We start from the raw sequence: 21,416 nt of genomic DNA, 5'->3' as shown, positions 1-21,416 counted from the left end.
TGAACCTTCGGTGGCGGACGCAGCCTCGGTGCCGGTCGAGCGTTCAGCCGAGCGGGAGGTCTCCGTCCCACGCGGGCCCTCGCCGCCGGCCGGACTTTCGGCACCGGTCGAGGCCGCGCGCGAGCCGCCGGCACCGGCGGGGACCTCGTCGGGTTCCTCGGCGCCGGGCGGCTGCGACGTGACTCCGTGCTCCTCGGCCCGGTTGTCCGATTCGGACGGTGTGTCACGCCGTGCGCTGTCCTCGTGGTCGCTCACGTACCTGACTCCCGCCCGTCGGCTCCGCTGGTCCGCTCAGTCTGCCGACGCAGGTGTATCAGACGTCGCGGAGGGGCGGCGACGACGGCGCCGACGCGCCGGACGCTCGCCCGTTTCACCGGATTCGCCCGGTGCGGACGCGGTCGCGGACGCTGCGCCGGCGGGACCGGTCGACTCGCCACCGCCGCCACGGGTGCGGCGGCGCGACCGCGACCGCGGCTGCTCCTCGCCGGCCGGTGCGGACTCGGACGGGGACGACGCGGCGGCAGCGGCATCCGCCGCCTCGATCGCGGCGGCCGAGCGCGCACCACCGCGGGTGCGCTTGCGCGGGGTCCGCGAACGCTTGCGCGGCGCGTCGTCCTGACCGGAGCCCGAACCGGAGCCGGAGCCGGAGCCACGACGGCCGCGGCGCTTGCCGCCCAGGTCCTCTTCCTCCTCGGCGGCCAGCCCGGCGCGCGTGCGCTTCGCGAGCGGCAGCCGGCCGGTGGTGCCCTCCGCGATGCCGAGGTCGCTGAACAGGTGCGGCGATGACGAGTACGTCTCCACCGGCTCCGGCTTGTCCAGCCCCAGCGTGTCGGAGATCAGCTTCCAGCGCGGTTCCTCGTCCCAGTCGACGAGCGTGACCGCGACCCCGGTCCGACCCGCCCGCCCGGTGCGGCCGATGCGGTGGACGTAGGTCTTCTCGTCCTCGGGGCACTGGTAGTTGATGACGTGCGTGACATCGTCGATGTCGATGCCACGGGCCGCGACGTCGGTGGCCACCAGCACGTCGACCTTGCCCGAGCGGAACGCGCGCAGCGCCTGCTCGCGGGCGCCCTGACCCAGGTCACCGTGGACGGCGGCGGCCGCGAACCCGCGCTCCACCAGGTCGTCGGCCACCTTCTGCGCGGTGCGCTTGGTGCGGCTGAAGATCATCGTGAGCCCACGGCCCTCGGCCTGCAGGATCCGGGCGATGACCTCGGGCTTGTCCATCGAGTGCGCGCGGTAGACGAACTGCGTGGTGCGCTCGTGGACGGCGCCGGCGTCGTTCTCCTCGGCGCGGATGTGCGTGGGCCGGCGCAGGAACGTGCGGGCCAGCGTGATGATCGGGCCCGGCATCGTCGCGGAGAACAGCATGGTCTGGCGCTCGTCGGGCACCATCCGCAGGATGCGCTCGATGTCGGGCAGGAAGCCCAGGTCGAGCATCTCGTCGGCCTCGTCGAGCACGAGCCCGCGGACCTTGCCCAGCACGAGGTGCTGCTGCTCGGCCAGGTCGAGCAGGCGGCCCGGCGTGCCGATGACGACGTCGACGCCCTTGCGCAGCGCCTCGATCTGCGGCTCGTACGGGCGCCCACCGTAGATGGCGAGCGTGCGGATGCCGAGGTGCTTGCCGGCACCCTTCAGGTCGTTCGCGACCTGGATGCACAGCTCGCGCGTCGGCACGACGACCAGCACCTGCGGGGTGCCGTCGCCGGGGACCTGCAGCCGGTGCAGGAGCGGGACGCCGAAGCCCAGCGTCTTGCCCATGCCGGTGCGGGCCTGGCCGATCAGGTCGTCGCCCGCCATGGCCAGGGGCAATGTGAGCGCCTGGATGGCGAACGTCCGCTCGATGCCGGCCTCGGCCAGCGCCTTCACGATCTCCGGCTTGACGCCGAACGACTCGAAGGTCGGCGACTCCTCCGTCACCGGTGCGCCCGCCTGGAGCGGGTGCGAGGTGTCGAGCGCAGCCGGGCCGGTTTCGCTGTGCTCCAGCGCGACTGCGGCGGTGGTCTCTTCGGTTGTGGACTGTTCTGCGGTCAGGGTGATCGCCTCTCTCGTGACCAGCGCGCACAGGCCGGTTGTCACTCGACACTCGACCGGGGGATCTGGCGGGCACCGTGGGTTCCACTCGGCGCCGCAGCCGCCCTCCCGGGAATGCCGCTGGAGGCGTGCACGCACAATTTCGGCGAACCCCGGCCGCCCTGGTGGCACCGGTCGCCCGCCTGTGTTCCCGCAGCCAGACGGCGTGCGGAAGCTTTATCGATCTCTCCCGCAGTGTACCTGGTCAGGAGTTTTTCAACACTACCGGGCGCGACGGTGCGGCGTGGGATCGGTCTCTTCACGACGTCGACCACGGGTTCGGCGATACCCTCGTCGCCGTGACCGACCCGAAAGAGATCACCGAAGGCGTCGTCGACCTGCTCGGCGTGATCGCCTACCTCGAGCTCTCGGCCTTCGACCGGATGGCCGAGGACGCCCGCAGCGCGCCGACGCTCGCCGGGCGCGCCGCGCTCGCCTCGATGGCCGCGGCGGAGATCGGTCACTTCGACCTGCTGTCGGCCCACCTGGCCGCCCACGGCGTGTCGGTCGACGACGCGATGCGTCCCTTCGTCGCCCAAGTCGACGCCTGGCACGCCTCCACGCGGCCCAAGTCGTGGCTGGAATCCCTGGTCAAGGCGTATGTCGGCGACGGGCTGGCGGCGGACCTGTACCGCGAGATCGCGAGCTGGCTCGACTCCGAGACCAAGGACCTGGTGCTCACCGTCCTCGCCGACACGGGTCATTCCGCGTTCGCCGAGCGCGAAGTCGCCGCGGGCATCAAGGCCGACCCGAAGACGCGCGACAAGCTCGCCCTGTGGGGCCGCCGGCTGCTCGGCGAGGCCCTGACGCAGGCCCAGTACGTGGTCGCGGAACGCGATGGCCTGGCCGAACTCATCGTCGCGGGGTCGGGCGACCTGTCGGGAATCGGTGCCTTGTTCCGGCGGTTGCAGCAGGGGCACACAAAGCGCATGCAGGCGCTCGGGCTGGGCTGAGGTGCGCGTTCACCACGCGGTGGCGCGACACCGCAGCGCGGAGCTTCGGCTAGCCTTGCCGGGCGTAGTCACAACGAATTTCCAGCGGAGGTCCCACGTGGAGGTCAAGATCGGCATCAAGGACACGCCGCGCGAGCTGGTGGTGTCCAGCGGCCAGACCGCCGACGAGGTGGAGAAACTGGTCAGCGAGGCCCTCAACGCCGGTGACGGGCTCTTCCGCCTCAACGACGACAAGGGCCGCAAGTACATCGTCCCGGCCGACCGGATCGCGTACGTCGAGATCGCGCCGTCGGACGTGCGCAAGGTCGGCTTCGGCGTCGGCGCCTGACGCTCGCTCGCCGAACGGGCCGCCCCGGGGATCCCCCGGAGCGGCCCGTTCGCGTTCCACACCGTCAGGTCAGCGCCCCGAAGAACTCAGGCAGTCGCCGCTTCGACCTCGGCCAGGGTCTTGGGCACGGAGAACGGCGGGGTCGACGTGCCCGTGATCCGGTAGCGGCCCCACGGGTCCGGATCGGACAGTTGACCGGAGGCCGTGAGAGCGCCCACCCGGATCGTGCAGGGCTTCTTGCGCCCGCCGACCGCCGAAGCCAGCTCCGGGGACACCGCGACGCGCCCGTACCAGTGGTAGTAGCCGTCGATGGGCTGGAAGTAGCCGCGCAGGTCGACTTCGACCGCCAGCTCCGCGTCGTCGACGACGAGCGTCGCGGGGCCCGCGTAGCCGTCTTCGTCGTGCTCGCTCATCAGAGGTCCTCCCTGGTCGCAACGGTCGGAAACGTCGAAACTCAACCCGCGCCGGACTCGGCCGCTTTGCTGCGGCCGAGCTTCACGACCTTGTTCTCCTCCAGCGGCAGGTTCGGGTCGATGACCACGCCGTGCTGGCGCGTCAGCCCGTCGATCGCCGCCCAGATGATCTGTGTGAGGTACTCGACCACGGAGTCGCGGCTCATGGACCGGCGGTCGAGCCACCACTCGCCGGTGCTCTGGACCATGCCGACGATCCCGTGTGCCCACGGTTCCGCGGCACCCGAATCCATGGTGAACATCCGCATGTAGTCGCCGAGCAGCGCGGTCAGCGCGGTCGCGATGACCTCCTTGTCCTCCGCGACGACGTCGGAGTCCACCACCTTCTCCTGCAGGCCCCCGTGCGCGAGCAGGCGGTACAGGTTCGGGTGCTCCTCGATCACGGTGAAGAACGCATCGAGCGCCATCCGGATCCGCGGCACGGGCGCGAGCTCCGCGTTGATCGCCGGGATCAGCCGCTCGAAGAGGATCTCCGTGCCGCGCCGGCCGAGCGCCACGTACAGGTCGGCCTTGTCCTCGAAGTGCCGGTACAGCACGGGTTTCGTGACGCCGGCCTCCGCCGCGACGTCCTCCATGCCCAGGTCCGGCCCGTGTGTGTCGAGCGCCCGCAGCGCGGCCTCCACGAACTCCGCGCGCCGCGCGATGCGGTGCTTGCGCCACCGGTCCCGCCGGGCATCACCCGTCGCGGCCTCCGTCACGGCCTGCTTGCCGGAGCGCTTGACACGTTCGATCACGGCGGTCATGCTACCAGAGGTAACTGTTACCTGTGGTAACAGTTATGGGTTTCAGCTCAAGACGAAGTGCAGGAAGGGGCGAGCGATGACGCGGACGCTCAAGGAGACCGACCGGGAGAAGACCGCCGACCGGCTGCTCAAGTCCTCGGCGAACAAGTTCTACGACCCCGACGTCGACATCGACTGGGACGCGCCGCTCGTCGAAGGCAAGACCTACATCCTCCCGGAGCGCTCGTCGCTCTACGGCACGAAGCTGTGGGACGAGCTCACGCCCGAGCAGCGCATCGAGCTCGGCAAGCACGAGGTCGCGAGCGTCGCCACGACCGGCCTGTGGTTCGAGATCCTCCTGATGCAGATGCTGCTCAAGGAGGTCTACGACGAGGACCCGACGAGCTCGCACGCGCAGTTCGCGCTCACCGAGATCGCCGACGAGTGCCGCCACTCCACGATGTTCGCGCGCATGGCCGCGCGCATCGGCTGCCCCGCCTACGGCCCGGTGCCGGCGCTGCGCAAGTTCGCGAAGCTCATGCCCACCATCTCCTACGGCCCGGCGCGTTACGGCGCGATCCTGGTGGCTGAGGAGGTGCTGGACCGCTTGCAGCGCGAGCAGATGGTGGACGAGAACGTGCAGCCGCTGGTGCGCATGGTCAACCGCATCCACGTGCTCGAAGAAGCGCGGCACGTGACCTTCGCCCGCGAAGAGGTTACGCGCGGGATGGCCGAGCTGGGCAAGCACGAGATCGCCTACCAGCAGTTCATCCTCGCGCTGATCTCGTACTTCGTGACGCGCGCGTTCATCAACCCCAACGTGTACAAGGCCGTCGGCATCCGCCCGCGCGAGGGTGTCGAAGCGGCGCTGAACAATCCGCACTGGCGCGCCACGATCGCGTGGGCCGGGGAGAAGATCATGCCGTTCCTGCGCGAGTCCGGTCTGGTCGGGCTGCCGGGACGGTATTTCTGGAAGAAGTCGTTCCTCATGCCGGAGGGCAAGTGACCACGCTCGAACGGCGCCGGCACCCCTCGCGGGAGCACCGGTTCGTCGCCGGCGACGGTGCCGCGCTGCACGTGGAATCACAAGGTCCTGCCGACGCGCCGGTGACGCTCGTGCTGGTGCACGGCTGGACGCAGGACCACCGCACGTGGGACGGCGTGCTGGAGCACCTGGGACCCGGCCCGCGCGTCGTGCGCTACGACCTGCGCGGCCACGGGGGATCGTCGCCGGCTCGACGCGGGACGGCGACGATCCCGCGCCTCGCGGACGACCTCGCGGAGCTCATCGCAGACCGGGTACCCACCGGACCCGTTGTCCTGGCGGGGCATTCGATGGGCGGGATGACGATCATGGCGCTCGCCGAACGGCATCCGCGACTGGTGGAAGAGCGTGTGCGTGGCGTTGCGTTCGTGGCCACGTCGTCGGGCCGGATGGACCGGATCACGCTGGGCCTGCCGGGGCTCGCCGGCTCGATGTGCGCGCGGTTCGAGCGGAAGCTGGCGAAAGCGCTGGCCCACCGCGGGGGCGAGCGGCTGCCGCTGAACCCGGCGATGGTGCGCTGCGGTGCGCGGTTCCTGGTGTTCGGGGACAAACCGCGGCGGGCCGACGTCCGGAGCGTCGCCGACCAGTTGCTGTGCGCGCACCCGGCTTCGGTCGGCGAGTTCCAGGACGCGATCTCCGTGCACGACTGCCGCTTGGCGTTGCGGGCCTTGCGCACCGTGCCGGGTGTGGTGCTGGTGGGGGAGAAGGACCGGCTGTGCCCGCTCCCGCACGCGAAGGTCATCGCCGAAGAGCTGCCCGACGCCGAGTTCGTCCGCTACCCCGGCGCCGGCCACATGCTGCCGCAGGAACGCGCGGGTGAGGTGGCCGCGCGGATCGGCGCGCTGCTGCGGGTGGCCGTACGTTAGGAAAGCCGTTGCGGGACAAGGGATTCCAGTGCCTCGACGGTCGACGGCACGTCCTCCCACACGGGCGTGTGCCCGGTGTCCACTGTGGTCAGTTCCGCCGTCGGCAGGTGGCGGGCGAGGTACTGCGCGTCCGCCAGTGAGCGCGCGCGGTCGTGGACACCGTGCAGCACCCGCACCGGGCAGCGGATCGACGCGAGCGCCGGCGTGAGGTCGAGGTCGCGCTGGCTCGTCAGCACCTCCAGCGCGGCAGCCCGCGGCACGCGCGCGGCGTAGGCGAGGAGTTCGGCGCGGAACGAGTCCGGCACCGGCGAAGCGAACGAGCGGTCCAGCACCGCCGCGTGCAGCTGGGGACCCCACGCCGTCTCGATGGTCGTGAGGATCCGGTCGACGTCGCCGTGCCCGCGCATGTGGGCGCCGGTGTTCACCAGCAGCAGCCCGGCCACCAGCTCTGGCCGCGTGGCCGCGAGGTGCGCCGCGATGCAGCCACCCGTCGAGTGCCCGGCCAGCAGCGCCGGCCGGTCGATGCGGGAAGCGATCCGCGCGGCCACGTCCTCGATGCGCCACGGCCCGGGCGCGGTCATCCAGTCGACCGCGTGCACCACGCCAGGCCACGCGTGTGCGAGCGGGCCGAAGACCGCCGGACTGCAGAGCGTGCCGGGGACGGCCACGACGACCGGGGACAACTCAGCCCTCTTTGAGCGGGAAGCCGCCACCGATGCCGCGCCAGGCCAGGTTGGCCGTGAGCGCAACGGCTTCGTCGCGGCTGATCGACTGGCTGTGCTGGAGCCAGTACCGCGCGGAGACCTGCGACATGCCGACCAGACCGACGGCCAGCAGGCGCGCCTTGTCCTCGTCGAGGCCCGCGTCCGAAGTGATGGTTTCCGTGATGGCCTCGACACTCGCCGAAGTCGCGCGGTCCACGGCTTCCTGCACGGCCGGCTCGCCGCGCAGGTCGCTCTCGAAGACCATGCGGAACGCGCCGGCGTCGTTGTTCACGAAGTCGAAGAAGGCACCGACGGTCGCCGGCACGCGCTGGCGGTTGTCCGTCGTCGAGTCGAGCGCGCCCTTGACGCGGCCGACCAGATCGTCGACGTGGCTCTCCAGCAACGCGATGTACAGGTCGAGCTTGCCGGGGAAGTGCTGGTACAGCACGGGCTTGCTGACGCCCGCCTCTTCGGCGATCTCGTCCATGGCCGCGGCGTGGTAGCCGTTTTCGGCGAAGACGCGTTGCGCGGCGGCAAGCAGCTGAGCGCGTCGTTCAGTCCGGGGCAACCGGACGCCTCGTTGCTGCAGTCGCGCCATTTCCGTCATTCTTCCTCCCGTCCACGGCTTCGCCGGGCGGTCGCACCACCGCGTGAAGCGGGTTTGAGATTACTCGCCGGTACGCCCGAACCGCCAAGTGTCGGGCATCCTGAGGTGGTGACCACATCCACGACCCGCCCGGCCGCCGCGACGGCGGTGCGCCCGGCGGTGACCCACGTGCCGCTGTCCACGCGGCCGTTGCCGGTGCTCGAGCCGGTGCTGCCGCCCTGGCCCGGCGCGGTCGAGGAAGTCGGCGGTGTTGCGCTGAACGTCCGCCGCACCCCTGGCCCCGACGGTAACGTCGCCGTCTACGTCCACGGGCTCGGCGGGTCGTCCAGCAATTGGACGGATCTCGCGGCCCTGCTGTCGCCGACGGCGAGCGGGCGGTCGATCGACCTGCCCGGCTTCGGGTTCTCCGAGCCCGGCGCTGGGTTCGACTTCAGCCTGGACGCCCACGCGCAGGTCGTGGCGAAGTACCTCGAGGGCCTCGACGCGGGCCCGGTGCACCTGCTCGGCAACTCGATGGGCGGCGCGATCGCGCTGCTCGTGGCCCACACGCGGCCCGAACTGGTGCGCACGCTCACCCTCATCTCGCCGGCGATGCCCGACCGCCGCCCGGACCCGCGGCGGCTGTCGGACCCGATGATGGCGTTCGCGTACCTGCCGGTGGTCGGCTCGCGCGTGCGGCGCCGGCTGGCGGCGATGACGGCCCGGGAACGCGCGGCGCAGGTCATCAAGCTGTGCTTCCACGACCCGCGGCGGTTCCCGGAGCAGCGGCTCGACGAGCTGGAGCAGGAGCACGGCGCCCGCGCCGCGCTGGCCTGGGCGGCGCCGGCGATGGCACGCAGCACGTTCGGCATCTTCCGGCGGTGGTCGGCGGTCGGTGAGGCGTCGCTGTGGGCCGTCGCAGCGCAGGTGAGCATCCCCACACTCGTCATCTGGGGCCTGCACGACCGGGTGATCTCCGTACGGCGCGCGCCGCGCACCGCCCGGCTGCTCCGACACGCCCGGCTGCTCGTCCTTCCCCGAACCGGGCACGTGGCCCAGATGGAACGCCCGAACGTCGTAGCGCGGGCGGTTCTCGGGTTGTGGGAGTCTGCGGAGAAGGGCGTCTGGTAGTCCGAACGAGTGAGTGATCAGCTTTCGGTCATCAGCCAGTCGCCGAGAGCAGCACGGTCCGGATGTGGCACCCTGTGGCGGTGGACCGGCCGAAGGACGCACGAGGAGAGAACCGGCGGGCCTCGTACGCCGGATCCGCGAGGCGTACGACGTCGAGCTCATCGCGCAGTACCAGGACAGCAGCACAGAGCTCACCGAGCTCGCAGAACTCCTCCCTCACGGACACGGGCTCGCCGCGCGTCGGCCAGTTCCGGCCGTCGAAGCCGCCCGCGCAGCGCCTGGGCGACGACCGCTACCGCCCCGGCTCGCGCCGCACGAGTGCCGAGCCGCTGAAGGCGTCGTGGCAGCCGAAGGGGGAGGACGACTCCGGCGAGGCGCCGCGCCGGCCGGCGGCCAAGAAGAAGCCCGGTGTCGGCCGGTTCGTGAAGACGTACGGCTGGCGCGTGTACGCGCTGCCGATCCTCGTTGTCATCACCGTGCTGGTCGTGGTGAACACCGCGACCAGCCCCGCCGAGCCCGGTTCGTCGGCCGGCACGGGCAGTAGTGAATCGGCGGTGGGTGACGCGGCGGCGGGCGCGATCGACGGCGGCCAGGCCATCCCGGAGAACCCGGCCAAGCCGGTGGACGTGAACGTGCCGACGGCCGAACTGCCGGCGGGCGGAAACTTCACCGAGGCCGGCAAGGGCACGTGGCACGTGGTGCCCGGCTCGGGCCCGGTCGTCGGCAAGAGCGGCAAGCTCTACACCTACACCGTCGAGGTCGAGGACGGCATCGACCCGGCGAGCTACGCCGGCGACGACAGCTTCGCGACGGCCGTGCAGGGGATCCTGTCCGACCCGCGCAGCTGGACGTGGAACGGCGAGATCCGGCTGCAGCGCGTCGACGCGAGCTACCCGGACCCGAGCTTCCGCGTGAGCCTGACCTCGCCGAACACCACGCACCGCGCCGACGCGTGCGGTTTTCAGATCAAGTTCGAGGCGTCCTGCTACCGCCGCAGCATGGGCCGGGTGCTCATCAACCTCGCGCGCTGGGTGCGGGGCGCGATGGTCTACGGCGCGGACATGACAGGTTACCGTCAGTACGCGATCAACCACGAGGTGGGCCACGCGCTGGGCAATATCCACGTCGGCTGCCCCGGCAACAGCCAGCCGGCGCCCGTGATGATGCAGCAGTCCTTCGGCGTCGCCGACGACTACGTGGCGATGCTCAACAACATCCCCGGCGGCGACAAGGGCAAGGTCGCCTCGGACCACCACACGTGCGTGCCCAACGCCTGGCCGAACCCGACGCCGCGCGCTCAGTAGCACCGGGCGGCACAAAGCAAGCCCCGTCCCACGATCCGGACACCGGGAAGCCCACCTTGCCAGCGCGCGTTGTGGATACTGGGATTGACTACGCGATCCGCGCGAGTATGGAGGACCCGATGTCAGACACGGCACTGCCGCCGCTCGTGGAGCCGGCTGCCGAGCTCACGAAGGAAGAGGTGGCGCGCTACAGCCGGCACCTCATCATCCCGGACGTCGGGGTGATCGGGCAGAAGCGGCTGAAGAACGCGAAGGTACTGGTGATCGGTGCCGGCGGCCTCGGCAGCCCCGCGCTGCTCTACCTCGCCGCGGCGGGGGTGGGCACGCTCGGGATCATCGATTTCGACGTGGTCGACGAGTCGAACCTGCAGCGCCAGGTCATCCACGGCGTCTCGGACGTCGGGAAGCTCAAGGCCGCGTCGGCGCAGGAGTCGATCGCCGAAATCAACCCGTTCGTCAAGGTGCACCTGCACGTCGAGCGGCTCGAATCGTCGAACGCGCTGGAGATCTTCCGCCAGTACGACCTGATCCTCGACGGCACCGACAACTTCGCCACGCGCTACCTGGTGAACGACGCCGCCGTGCTGCTGGGCAAGCCGTACGTGTGGGGCTCGATCTTCCGGTTCGAAGGCCAGGTCAGCGTCTTCTGGGAGGACGCGCCCAACGGCAAGGGCCTGAACTACCGCGACCTCTACCCCGAGCCGCCGCCTCCCGGCATGGTGCCCTCCTGCGCCGAGGGTGGCGTGCTGGGCGTGCTGTGCGCGTCCATCGGCTCGATCATGGTGACCGAGGCGATCAAGCTCATCACCGGCATCGGTGAGCCGCTGCTCGGCCGGCTCATCAGCTACGACGCGCTGGAGATGAAGTACCGCGAGGTCAAGATCCGCAAGGACCCGGAGACCCCGAAGATCACCGAGCTGATCGACTACGACGCATTCTGCGGTGTCGTGTCGGACGAGGCCCAGGAGGCCGCGTCGGGCAGCACGATCACGCCGGCGGAGCTCAAGGCCAAGTTCGACAACGGCGACAACTTCGCCCTGATCGACGTCCGCGAGACGCACGAGTACGAGATCGTGAACATCAAGGGCGCGACGCTGATCCCGAAGGACCGGATCCTCTCGGGCGAGGCGCTCGCCGAGCTGCCGCAGGACAAGCCGATCGTGCTGCACTGCAAGTCGGGTGCGCGTTCGGCGGAGGCGCTGGCCGCGCTGCACGCGGCCGGGTTCAAGGACGCGACGCACCTCGGCGGCGGCGTCCTGGCCTGGGCCAGGCAGATCGACCCGAGCCTGCCGACGTACTGACAGTTCCCGCGCGTGAGGGTCTCCTCGGTTTCCGAGGGGGCCCTCACGGCGTTTCGGCCGGTCGTGTCCGGAATGAGAAAACGGTCCGTGACCAGCGCGTCTTCACGATCGTGGCGCGCCGGGGCGAGTACCTTGGCACCTTGTGCGGTCCACTCTCGAACGGCCCCCGGGACGGGTGTGCGCGGCGTTCGGCGGCGACAGCGGCGCGGTTTCGCCGTTGCCGGATTCGTCGGCGTGGCTCTGCGGCGACCTGGTCCTGAAGCCGGTGAAGGACCGCTCCCGCACGCTGTGGACCGCCCGCGCGCTCGACCACGTCGACGAGCCGGGCCTGCGCGTCGCCAAGCCGGTGCGCGCGAGCGACGGCCGCTGGATCGTCGGTGACTGGTCGGCGTGGCGGTACGTCGCGGGCACCCCCGAGCACCGCGCCGACGGTGCGCTGCTCGCCGCCGTGAAGCTCCACCGCGCCACCGCCGATCTGCCGCGCCCGGATTTCCTGTCCGCCCGCGACGACCTCGACGCGATCGCCGACCGCATCGCGTGGGAGGAGCTCGAGCTCCCACTCGACGAAGCCAAGGGCGGCCGCTGGTTCGAGGTGCTGGCTCCGGCGCGCCGGCCGATCAAGCTGCCGCTGCAGGTCGCCCACGGCGAACTCCTCGCGGGCGTGCTCTTCGATGGCGACGCGGCTCCCGGGATCGTCGACTTCGTGCCGTACTACCGCCCGGGGGAATACGGCGCCGCCGTGGCCGCCGTCGACGCCCTTGCGTGGGGCGGCGCGACGGGTGCCCTGCTCGACCGGTGGGCGCACCTGCCGGAGTGGCCTCAGCTGCTGCTGCGCGCGGTGCTGTTCCGCTTGGCCGGCAACGCGTTGAACCCGCGCTCGACCGGCGCGGCCCTGGACGGGCTGCGCGTGGCGGCGCGCGAGGTGAGCGCGACCCTCTAGACCTCACCGCTCGGTGGGGTGAAGCGGCGAGTGATGTCAACTGCCTGAAACATTCCAGCGTTTCCAGGTAACACGGCGTGCTTAGCGTCGGGGCCATCGCCGACCCCGAGGAGCGCCCGTGCCGCACGTCGACACGCATTGCCCCTACTGCGCGCTGCAGTGCGGGATGCGCCTGGAGGGCACGCGCGTCGCCCCGCGCGACTTCCCGGTCAACGCCGGGGGCCTGTGCCAGAAGGGCTGGACGTCCGGTGACCTCCTGCGCGGTGGCGACCGCCTGACGACGCCGCTCGTGCGGCGCGGCGGTGACCTCGCCCCCGCGAGCTGGGCCGAGGCGCTGGACGTCGTGGCGGCGAGGTTGCGTGACCTCCGCAGCCGGCACGGCGCCGACTCCGTCGCGGTGTTCGGCGGCGGCGGGCTCACCAACGAAAAGGCTTACCTGCTCGGAAAGTTCGCCCGTGTCGCGCTGGGCACTTCGCAGATCGACTACAACGGCCGCTTCTGCATGTCGTCGGCCGCCGCGGCGGGGCTGAAGGCGTTCGGCGCGGACCGCGGGTTGCCGTTCCTCGTGACGGACCTCGCCGGCGCCGACGTCGTGCTGCTCGCGGGGGCGAACCCGGCGGAGACGATGCCGCCGTTCGTGCAGCACGTGCGCGGCGCCGAGCTGATCGTCGTCGACCCGCGCCGGACGCCGACGGCCGAGCTCGCCGGCTTGCACCTCGCACCCGCGCCGGGCACGGATCTGGCACTGGCGCTGGGGATCCTGCACGCCGTGGTCGCCGAGGGCCACCTCGACAAGTCCTATGTGGACCTTCGGACGGCCGGCTTCGACGAGGCGTGGCGCATCGCCGCCTCGTGGTGGCCGGAGCGGGCCGAGCGCGTGACCGGCGTCTCGGCCGCCGACCAGCGTCGCGCTGCCGAACTGCTCGGCAATGCGCGCAACGCCTACGTCCTCACCGCTCGCGGTACCGAGCAGCACGCGACGGGCACCGCGACCGTCGGCGGGTGGATCAACCTGGCGCTCGCGCTCGGTTTACCCGGCAGGTCCGGCTCGGGGTTCGGCTGCCTCACCGGCCAGGGCAACGGCCAGGGCGGGCGAGAGCACGGCCAGAAGGCCGACCAGCTCCCCGGCTACCGGAAGATCGACGACCCCGCCGCCCGCGCGCACGTGGCCGGAGTCTGGGGCGTGGCCCCGGAAACCCTGCCGGGGCCGGGCCGGTCGGCCACCGAACTGCTCGACGCCCTGGGCCGTGACGACGGGCCGAAGGCGCTGCTCGTCTTCGGCAGCAACGTCGTGGTGTCTGCTCCGCGCTCGAGCGCGGTTCAAGACCGGCTGTCCGCCTTGGATTTCCTCGTCGTCGCCGACTTCGTGCTGTCCGAGACCGCCGAGCGCGCCGACGTCGTCCTCCCGGTCATGCAGTGGGCGGAGGAGGACGGGACGCTAACCAACCTCGAAGGCCGGATCCTCCTGCGCCGCAAGGCCGTCGACGCGCCGGCCGGCGTCCGGTCCGACCTCGACGTGCTCCACGACCTCGCCACTCGCCTCGGCCAACCCGCCGACCGGTTCCCGACGCACGCGCGCGAAGTCTTCGAAGAACTGCGGAAAGCTTCGAAGGGCGGCGCCGCCGACTACTCCGGCATCACCTACGACCGGCTCCGCTCGGGCGAAGAGCTGCACTGGCCCGTCCCCGCCGAGGACCACCCCGGCACCCCGCGGCTGTTCCTCGACCGCTTCGCCCACCCCGACGGCCGCGCCCGCTTCGCCGCGGTCGACCACACGGGACCCGCCGAACTGCCCGACGCCGAATTCCCGTTGCAGGCCACCACCGGCCGCGTGCTGCAGCACTACCAGTCCGGCGCCCAGACCCGCCGGATCGCGGAGCTCGTCGACGTCGTCGGAGAGGTGTTCGTGGAGGTCCACCCCGAGACGGCCGCGCGCGCCGGTCTCGAAGACGGTGGACGCGCCTGCGTGCGGTCGCGCCGCGGCGAGACGGTCGCCCGCGTCCGCTGTGTCGGTTCGCTCAAGCCCGACCTGGTGTTCCTGCCGTTCCACTTCCCCGGCGAAGGCCGCGCGAACCTGCTGACGAACCCCGCGCTCGACCCGGTCAGCCGCATGCCCGAGTTCAAGGTGTGCGCGGTCGCGCTGTCCAAGGTGGACGAAGAAGTGGACGCATGAGCGCCCGGCACGTGGTCGTCGCCGGGTACGGCATGGCGGGCGCGCGGCTGGCCGACGAGATCCGCCGCCGGGACCCGGACGCCGAACGGGTGCGGCTCACGATCGTCGGCGCCGAGCCGCACCCCGCGTACAACCGGGTGCTGCTGTCGTCGGTGCTCGCAGGAGGGATGACCGCGGCCACCGTGCGGCTGCACGACGAGGAATGGGCCGCCCGCGCGAACGTCGACCTGCGCGTGGGGGAATCCGTGGTCGCTATCGACCGCGAGAACCGAGTGGTCGAGACCACCGGCGGCGTCCTCGGCTACGACGCGCTGGTGCTCGCCACCGGTGCCGAACCGTGGCTGCCGCCGGTCGACGGGCTCGAACCCGGCCCCGGCGTGCTGACCTTCCGCACCCTCGACGACTGCGCCCGCATCCTCGACGCGGCGCAACCGGGCGCTCCCCTCGCGGTGCTCGGCGGCGGGCTGCTCGGCCTCGAAGCCGCCCGCGGGCTCGCCGGGCGCGGCGCGAACGTCACCGTCGTCCACCCCCACGGGCACGTGATGGAACGTCAGCTCGACGCCGGCGCCGGCCGGGTGCTCGCGCGGCGGCTCGCCGAGCTGGGCGTGAGCTTCCGCTTCGACGCGACGGCCGCGCGCCACCTGCCCGGCGACGGCCTGAAACTCGACGACGGCAGCTTCGTGCCCGCCGATCTCGTCGTGGTGGCCGCGGGAGTCCGCCCGGAGACAACACTCGCCGAGGCGGCGGGCCTGGCCGTGGACCGCGGCGTGCTCGTCGACGACCTGTTGCGCACCAGCGACGGCCGCATCCACGCCCTCGGTGACTGCGCCCGGCACGACCACGCACCGGCGGGGCTGGTGCAGCCCGCGTGGGAACAGGCCGCGGTACTCGCCGACCTGCTCACCGGCGCCGACACGGCCGCGCGCTACCGCGGCACGCGGGTCGTCACGCGGCTCAAGGCGCGGGGCGTCGACCTCACGGCTCTTGGGGAAACCCACGCCGGCGACCACACCGACGCCGACGTGCTCACCATCGACGACCCGTCGGGGGGCCGCTACGGCAAGCTCGTGGTCCGCGACAACCGTGTGACGGGCGCGATCCTGCTCGGCCTGCCCGACGCCGCCGCGACCGTCACGCAGTTGCATGACCGCGGGATCCCGCTGCCGGAAGACCGGCTCGCCGTGCTGCTCGGCCGCGCGCTGCCCGCGGGCGCGCCGGCCGCCGCGAGCCCCGTCGACCTGCCGGCCTCGGCCCTGATCTGCCGCTGCAACGCCGTGACCAAGGGCCGGCTCGTCGAGGCGTGGCGCGGCGGCGCCACGGACGTCGCCGCGCTGGCCCGCGCCACCCGCGCCACCACGGGCTGCGGCGGCTGCCACGACACCGTCTCCGCCGTCGCCGGCTGGCTGGCGGCTCAATGACCCCGATCGAGGAGGACACCATGAAGGCCCGCTGGATCGAGCACTGGGAACCCGAGGAAGAGACCTTCTGGGAGTCGACCGGGAAGCGGATCGCCCGGCGCAACCTGTGGTTCTCCGTGTTCGCCGAGCACATCGGGTTCTCGATCTGGACACTGTGGTCGGTCGTCGTGCTGTTCATGGGGCCCGCCTACGGGTTCTCGGCCGCCGACAAGTTCCTGCTCGTGTCCACCCCGACCCTCGTGGGTGCGGTCATGCGGCTGCCCTACACCTTCGCCGTGGCGAAGTTCGGCGGGCGCAACTGGACGATCTTCAGCGCCGCCCTGCTGCTGGTGCCGACGGTGCTGACGGCGATCGTGCTGCACCCCGGGACGTCGCTGGGCACGTTCGTGCTGATGGCGGCGCTAGGTGGCGTCGGCGGCGGCAACTTCGCGTCGTCGATGACGAACATCAACACCTTCTACCCCGAGAGGTACAAGGGCTGGGCGCTCGGCCTCAACGCCGGCGGCGGCAACCTCGGCGTCGCCGTGATCCAGCTCGTGGGCCTGCTCGTCATCGGCACGGCCGGGGCCACGGCGCCGCGGGTCGTGCTGTTCGTGTACCTCCCGCTGATCGTGATCGCCGCCTTGTGCGCCGCGCTGTTCATGGACAACCTGGCCACCGTCCGCGGTGACACGAAGGCGATGCGCGACGTCGTCCATTATGGACACACCTGGGTCATGTCCCTGCTGTACGTCGGGACGTTCGGTTCGTTCATCGGGTACAGCTTCGCATTCGGGCTGGTGCTGCAGAACCAGTTCGGCCGTACACCGCTGCAGGCCGCGGCGGTGACCTTCCTCGGGCCGCTACTGGGCTCTCTCGCGCGGCCACTCGGCGGCTGGCTGTCCGACCGGCTCGGTGGCGGCCGTGTCACGTTCGCGACGTTCGGCGCGATGGCGCTGGCGACGGTGGTGCTGGTGCTGGCGTCATCGGCGAAGTCCCTGGTGCTGTTCACGGTCGCGTTCATCGTCCTGTTCGTGCTGACGGGCGTCGGCAACGGCTCGACGTACAAGATGATCCCGGCGATCTTCCAGGTGAAGGCACGCGCGGCCATCGACGCCGGTGGCGACGAAGCCGCGGAGCTGCTCAAGGCCCGCCGCCTGTCGGGCGCGCTGATCGGGCTCGCGGGCGCGATCGGGGCATTGGGCGGCCTCTTCATCAACCTCGCCTTCCGGCAGTCGTTCGCCGACGCGCACAGCGGGGTGCCGGCGTTCGTCGGGTTCCTGGTGTTCTACGCGGTCTGCGTGGGCGTGACGTGGGCGGTGTACCTGCGCAAACCCGCACTGCGGGCCCAAGTCGCGCTGGCCGGGGGGCAGGTCTGATGCGCACGGTGGTGGTCGCCGGGCACGGCATGGTCGCGCACCGGCTCGTGGAGGCGTTGCGCGCGGCCGATTCAGCGGGCGAGTGGCGCGTCGTGGTGCTCGCGGAGGAAAACCGGCCGGCGTACGACCGGGTCGCCCTCACGTCCTACGTGGACACTTGGGACCCGGCCGCGCTGGCGCTGCCCGGCGCGGACTACGCGGACGACCCGCTCGTGGAGCTGCGGCTCGGCGACGCCGTGGTGACGGTGGACCGGGACGCTCGCCGCGTGACGACGGAGTCCGGGCACGTGCAGGCCTACGACGCGCTGGTGCTGGCCACGGGGTCGCGGCCGTTCGTGCCGCCGGTACCCGGGCGGGACCTGCCGGGCGTGTTCGTGTACCGGACGATCGAAGACCTCGACGCGATCCGTGCGGCCGCCGAGAAGCCGGCGCGGGGCCGCCGGTCCGCCGTGGTCATCGGCGGTGGCCTGCTCGGCCTGGAAGCCGCGAAGGCGTTGCGGGACCTGGGCTTGTCGCCGCACGTCGTCGAGATGGCGCCGCGGCTCATGCCGTTGCAGGTCGACGAGGGCGGTGGTGCTCTGCTGCGCCGGCTGATCGCGCGGCTCGACGTGGCCGTCCACACGGGAACCTCCACGGACGCCATCGAGGCCGACGGCTCGCGGCTGCTGGCGAAGCTGGGCAACGGCACGGACCTCGACGTGGACCTCGTCGTGTTCTCCGCCGGCGTACGCCCGCGCGACGACCTGGCCCGCCAGAGCGGCCTGGCCGTGGGCGAGCGCGGCGGGGTGCTGGTAGACGCGAACTGCCGCACGAGCGACCCCGCGGTCTTCGCGATCGGCGAGTGCGCGGCCGTGGAGGGCCGGGTCTACGGCATCGTCGCGCCGGGCTACGCCATGGCGGAGGTCGTCGCGGCGCAGCTCACCGGTGGCGGGGCGACGTTCCCCGAACCGGACACAGCCACGAAGCTCAAGCTGATGGGCGTCGACGTCGCCAGTTTCGGCGACGCGCACGGTGCCGCGGAAGGCGCGCTCGAGGTCGCGGTGAACGACGCCGTGACCGGGACGTACAAGAAGCTCGTGGTCACCGACGACGGCCGCACGCTGCTCGGCGGCGTGCTCGTCGGCGACGCCGCGGAGTACAACACGTTGCGCGCGCTGGTCGGCCGTCCGCTGCCCGTGGAGCCCGGCGCGCTGCTGGCGCCCGCGGGCGGCGGCGCGGCGGTCGGGGTCGACGCGCTGCCCGACGACGCGCAGATCTGCTCGTGCAACGGCGTGTCCAAGGGCGTGCTGACCCGGGCCATCCACGAGGACGGCTGCGATTCCCTCGGCAAGCTCAAGGCGTGCACGCGCGCCGGCACGTCGTGCGGTTCGTGCGTGCCGATGCTGGGCAAGCTGCTGAACGCCTGTGGCGTCGAGCAGTCGAAGGCGCTGTGCGAGCACTTCCCGCAGTCGCGTGCGGAACTGTTCGAGATCATCCGGGCCACGCGCATCACCACGTTCAGCGAGCTGGTCAGCCGCCACGGCACCGGGTCCGGGTGCGCGGTGTGCAAGCCGGCCGTCGCGTCGATCCTGGCGACGCTCGGCAACGGCCACATCCTCGGCGGCGAGCAGGCGACGCTGCAGGACACCAACGACAAGTTCCTCGCGAACATGCAGCGCAACGGCAGCTACTCCGTGGTCCCGCGCATCCCCGGCGGCGAGATCACGCCCGAGAAGCTCATGGTGATTGCGCAGGTCGCGCAGGACTTCGGGCTGTACACGAAGATCACCGGCGGCCAGCGGATCGACCTGCTGGGGGCCACTGTGGACCAGTTGCCCGAGATCTGGCGGCGGCTCGTTGACGCGGGGTTCGAGTCCGGCCACGCGTACGGCAAGGCGCTGCGCACGGTGAAGTCGTGCGTCGGCTCGACGTGGTGCCGCTACGGCGTGCAGGACAGCGTCGGTCTCGCGATCGAGCTGGAACTGCGCTACCGCGGGCTGCGCTCACCCCACAAGATCAAAGCGGGGGTGTCCGGCTGTGCGCGCGAATGTGCCGAAGCGCGCGGCAAGGACTTCGGGGTGATCGCGACCGAAAATGGTTGGAACCTCTACCTCGGCGGCAACGGCGGGGCCACCCCGCGCCACGCCGAGCTGTTCCTGTCCGATGTGGACACGGAGACCCTGATCCGCACGATCGACAGGTTCCTCATGTTCTACGTGCGCACCGCCGACCGGCTGCAGCGCACCGCGCCGTGGCTCGAGGAGCTCGACGGCGGGTTGGAGCACTTGCGCGCGGTGATCGTCGACGACAGCCTCGGCATCTGCGAGGACCTCGACGCGGCGATGGCCAAGCACGTCGCGGACTACGCCGACGAATGGCGCGGCGTGCTCGAGGACCCGGAGAAGCTCGCGCGGTTCAGCTCGTTCGTCAACGCGCCGGGCACGCCGGACCCGTCGATCTCGTTCCGCCCGGAACGGGAGCAGAAGGTGCCCGTGATGCTGGGCGTGCCGGAGGTGAAGCGATGACCACGTCGATCGAACGGACCTGGACCGCGGTGTGCCTGGCGGCGCAGGTGGGTGACCACTCGGGTGTCGCGGCACTCGTGGAGGGCGCGCAGGTGGCGGTGTTCCGCGTGGGATCCTCCTGGTTCGCCCTGTCCAACTGGGACCCCTGCAGCGGCGCGGCGGTGCTGTCGCGCGGCATCGTGGGGGACACCGGAGGAGCGGCGGTGGTCGCGTCACCCATATACAAGGACCGGTTCGCCCTCCACACCGGACAGTGCCTGGACGCTGAAGGGATTTCGGTGCCGGTGTACCCGGTGCGGGTGCGGGAAGGAGTCGTCGAGGTGAGCTCCCCGTGACGGACGTGCTCCCACTGGCCGGGTTCGTGGCCGGGATCACCGCGGCGCGCCGGGCTGACGAGCTCGGCGCGCTGCTGGTGCGCAAGGGAGCGTCCGTGCGCTACGGCCCGGCCATCCGGATCGTCCCGCTCGCCGACGACACCGAGCTGCACGCCGCCACCCGGCGGCTGCTGGAGTCCAGAGCGGACTTCGTGGTGGCCACCACCGGCATCGGCTTCCGCGGCTGGGTCGAGGCCGCCGAGGGCTGGGACCTCGGTGACGCGTTGCTGGACCGGCTGGCGAGCGCCCGGCTCGTGGCGCGCGGCCCGAAGTCGACGGGTGCGTTGCGTGCCGCCGGGCTGTCGGAGGACTACTCGCCACCGTCGGAGAGCAACGCCGGGGTGCTGCAGCACCTGCTGGAGTCCGGTGTGGAGGGACGCACGATCGCCGTGCAGCTGCACGGCGAGCCCTTGCCGTACTTCGCCGACGCCCTGCGCGCGGCCGGCGCCTCGGTGATCGAGATCCCGGTCTACCGCTGGGTCGGCCCGGCGGACCCGGGCCCGCTCGACCGGCTGCTGGACGCCGTGCTCGACGGCACCGTCGACGCCCTGCCGTTCACGTCCGCGCCGGCGGCCGCGTCGACGATCGCCATGGCCCGGCGCACCGGGCGGCTGCCGGCGCTCGTCGAAGCCTTGACTTCACGCGTGGTCGTCGCCTGCGTCGGCCCCATCACCGCCGGACCGCTGGCCGCGCTGGGAATCCCGACGGTCCAACCGCGACGATCGCGCATCGGCGCGCTCGCCCGCATCGTCGCGGAGGCGCTGCTGGCCCGGACCCCGCGGCTGTCGGTCGCCGGCCACGACCTCGAGCTCCGCGGCCAGGCCGTGGTCCTGGACGGGGCGTGGCACGACATCGCGCCCGCGCCCATGGCGTTGCTGCGCGCGCTCGCCCACAGGCCCGGCCGCGTGGTCTCCCGGCGGGAGCTCACCACCGCGCTGCCCTCCGGCGGTGAGGAGCACGCCGTGGAGACCGCGATCGGCCGCCTGCGCACGGCGCTCGGGGGCCCGGCCGTGATCCAGACCGTGGTCAAGCGCGGCTACCGCTTGGCAGTCGATCGGTGAAGTCGGGCAGGTCCAGCGCCGAGTGCTCCGGCCGGTCGGTGTGGGTGGGCAGGGTGCTGCGCCGCGACAATTCGGCGTTGCGCGCGGCCAGCGCTTCGGCGG

The 21,416-nt window shown here is 71.7% G+C and carries 19 protein-coding genes; 14 read left to right on the top strand and 5 right to left on the bottom strand.

Annotated features, from left to right (window positions below):
• Positions 1-291: 291 nt before the first annotated feature.
• Positions 292-1,920: a DEAD/DEAH box helicase gene (locus I6J71_RS38585; RefSeq protein WP_239155546.1), complete on the bottom strand. Its 1,629-nt coding sequence runs from the start codon at positions 1,918-1,920 to the stop codon at positions 292-294.
• Positions 1,921-2,372: 452 nt separating this feature from the next.
• Between I6J71_RS38585 and I6J71_RS38580 the strand changes: the two genes are divergently transcribed.
• Both I6J71_RS38580 and I6J71_RS38575 read left to right on the top strand, forming a co-directional pair.
• On the top strand, positions 2,373-3,026 hold the full coding sequence (locus I6J71_RS38580; RefSeq protein WP_204091367.1) for a ferritin-like fold-containing protein: 654 nt from the start codon (positions 2,373-2,375) through the stop codon (positions 3,024-3,026).
• A 97-nt stretch (positions 3,027-3,123) separates the two neighbouring features.
• On the top strand, positions 3,124-3,354 hold the full coding sequence (locus tag I6J71_RS38575; protein WP_204091366.1) for a DUF3107 domain-containing protein: 231 nt from the start codon (positions 3,124-3,126) through the stop codon (positions 3,352-3,354).
• 86 nt (positions 3,355-3,440) lie between these two features.
• On the opposite strand, the gene I6J71_RS38570 is transcribed toward I6J71_RS38575, so the two are convergent.
• The gene (locus I6J71_RS38570) at positions 3,441-3,767 is read right to left on the bottom strand and encodes a DUF4873 domain-containing protein (RefSeq protein WP_204091365.1); all 327 of its coding nucleotides are present in this window, start codon (positions 3,765-3,767) and stop codon (positions 3,441-3,443) included.
• Between the two features lie 41 nt (positions 3,768-3,808).
• Positions 3,809-4,570, bottom strand: coding sequence for a TetR/AcrR family transcriptional regulator (locus I6J71_RS38565; RefSeq protein ID WP_204091364.1), 762 nt, complete (start codon positions 4,568-4,570; stop codon positions 3,809-3,811).
• 76 nt (positions 4,571-4,646) lie between these two features.
• Here I6J71_RS38565 and I6J71_RS38560 point away from each other — a divergent pair, with 76 nt between their 5' ends.
• Together I6J71_RS38560 and I6J71_RS38555 are read left to right on the top strand one after the other, a co-directional pair.
• A complete protein-coding gene (locus I6J71_RS38560) occupies positions 4,647-5,555 on the top strand; it encodes a diiron oxygenase (protein WP_204091363.1) in 909 nt (302 codons plus the stop codon).
• Entirely contained in the window at positions 5,552-6,460 is a 909-nt protein-coding gene (locus I6J71_RS38555) for an alpha/beta fold hydrolase (protein ID WP_204091362.1), read from the top strand. Before I6J71_RS38560 ends, I6J71_RS38555 begins: the two co-directional genes overlap by 4 nt.
• Here the strand turns inward: I6J71_RS38555 and I6J71_RS38550 are convergent.
• Together I6J71_RS38550 and I6J71_RS38545 are read right to left on the bottom strand one after the other, a co-directional pair.
• Entirely contained in the window at positions 6,457-7,143 is a 687-nt protein-coding gene (locus tag I6J71_RS38550; protein ID WP_204091361.1) for an alpha/beta fold hydrolase, read from the bottom strand. The genes I6J71_RS38555 and I6J71_RS38550 overlap by 4 nt on opposite strands.
• Before the next feature lies 1 nt (position 7,144).
• Positions 7,145-7,771, bottom strand: coding sequence for a TetR/AcrR family transcriptional regulator (locus I6J71_RS38545; RefSeq protein ID WP_204091360.1), 627 nt, complete (start codon positions 7,769-7,771; stop codon positions 7,145-7,147).
• Between the two features lie 108 nt (positions 7,772-7,879).
• Between I6J71_RS38545 and I6J71_RS38540 the strand changes: the two genes are divergently transcribed.
• From I6J71_RS38540 to I6J71_RS38495, 10 genes are all read left to right on the top strand, one after another.
• Positions 7,880-8,881, top strand: coding sequence for an alpha/beta fold hydrolase (locus I6J71_RS38540; protein ID WP_204091359.1), 1,002 nt, complete (start codon positions 7,880-7,882; stop codon positions 8,879-8,881).
• An 80-nt stretch (positions 8,882-8,961) separates the two neighbouring features.
• Positions 8,962-10,185: a DUF3152 domain-containing protein gene (locus tag I6J71_RS38535; protein WP_204091358.1), complete on the top strand. Its 1,224-nt coding sequence runs from the start codon at positions 8,962-8,964 to the stop codon at positions 10,183-10,185.
• Positions 10,186-10,304: 119 nt separating this feature from the next.
• The gene (gene moeZ / locus I6J71_RS38530; RefSeq protein WP_204091357.1) at positions 10,305-11,486 is read left to right on the top strand and encodes an adenylyltransferase/sulfurtransferase MoeZ; all 1,182 of its coding nucleotides are present in this window, start codon (positions 10,305-10,307) and stop codon (positions 11,484-11,486) included.
• 142 nt (positions 11,487-11,628) lie between these two features.
• Positions 11,629-12,426, top strand: coding sequence for a TIGR02569 family protein (locus tag I6J71_RS38525; protein ID WP_204091356.1), 798 nt, complete (start codon positions 11,629-11,631; stop codon positions 12,424-12,426).
• A gap of 118 nt (positions 12,427-12,544) precedes the next feature.
• Positions 12,545-14,599 carry a molybdopterin oxidoreductase family protein gene (locus tag I6J71_RS38520; RefSeq protein ID WP_239154155.1) on the top strand — a complete coding sequence of 685 codons (2,055 nt, stop codon included), beginning with the start codon at positions 12,545-12,547 and terminating at the stop codon, positions 14,597-14,599.
• On the top strand, positions 14,596-16,017 hold the full coding sequence (locus I6J71_RS38515; protein WP_204091355.1) for an FAD-dependent oxidoreductase: 1,422 nt from the start codon (positions 14,596-14,598) through the stop codon (positions 16,015-16,017). The genes I6J71_RS38520 and I6J71_RS38515 overlap by 4 nt, the downstream gene beginning before the upstream one ends.
• A gap of 20 nt (positions 16,018-16,037) precedes the next feature.
• The gene (locus tag I6J71_RS38510; RefSeq protein ID WP_204091354.1) at positions 16,038-17,375 is read left to right on the top strand and encodes a NarK/NasA family nitrate transporter; all 1,338 of its coding nucleotides are present in this window, start codon (positions 16,038-16,040) and stop codon (positions 17,373-17,375) included.
• Positions 17,375-19,879, top strand: a complete 2,505-nt coding sequence (gene nirB, locus I6J71_RS38505; RefSeq protein WP_204091353.1) for a nitrite reductase large subunit NirB — start codon at positions 17,375-17,377, stop codon at positions 19,877-19,879. Before I6J71_RS38510 ends, nirB begins: the two co-directional genes overlap by 1 nt.
• Positions 19,876-20,214 (top strand): nitrite reductase small subunit NirD, encoded by a 339-nt coding sequence (gene nirD, locus I6J71_RS38500; protein ID WP_204091352.1) that lies wholly within the window; start codon positions 19,876-19,878, stop codon positions 20,212-20,214. The genes nirB and nirD overlap by 4 nt, the downstream gene beginning before the upstream one ends.
• Complete coding sequence (locus I6J71_RS38495; protein WP_204091351.1) at positions 20,211-21,314, top strand: uroporphyrinogen-III synthase; 1,104 nt, start codon at positions 20,211-20,213, stop codon at positions 21,312-21,314. The genes nirD and I6J71_RS38495 overlap by 4 nt, the downstream gene beginning before the upstream one ends.
• Positions 21,315-21,416: the final 102 nt, after the last annotated feature.

Source organism: Amycolatopsis sp. FDAARGOS 1241, assembly GCF_016889705.1.
Lineage (GTDB): Bacteria > Actinomycetota > Actinomycetes > Mycobacteriales > Pseudonocardiaceae > Amycolatopsis.
The sequence above is the reverse complement of the archived record's forward strand: the minus strand, read 5'-3'. Positions and strand labels throughout refer to the sequence as shown.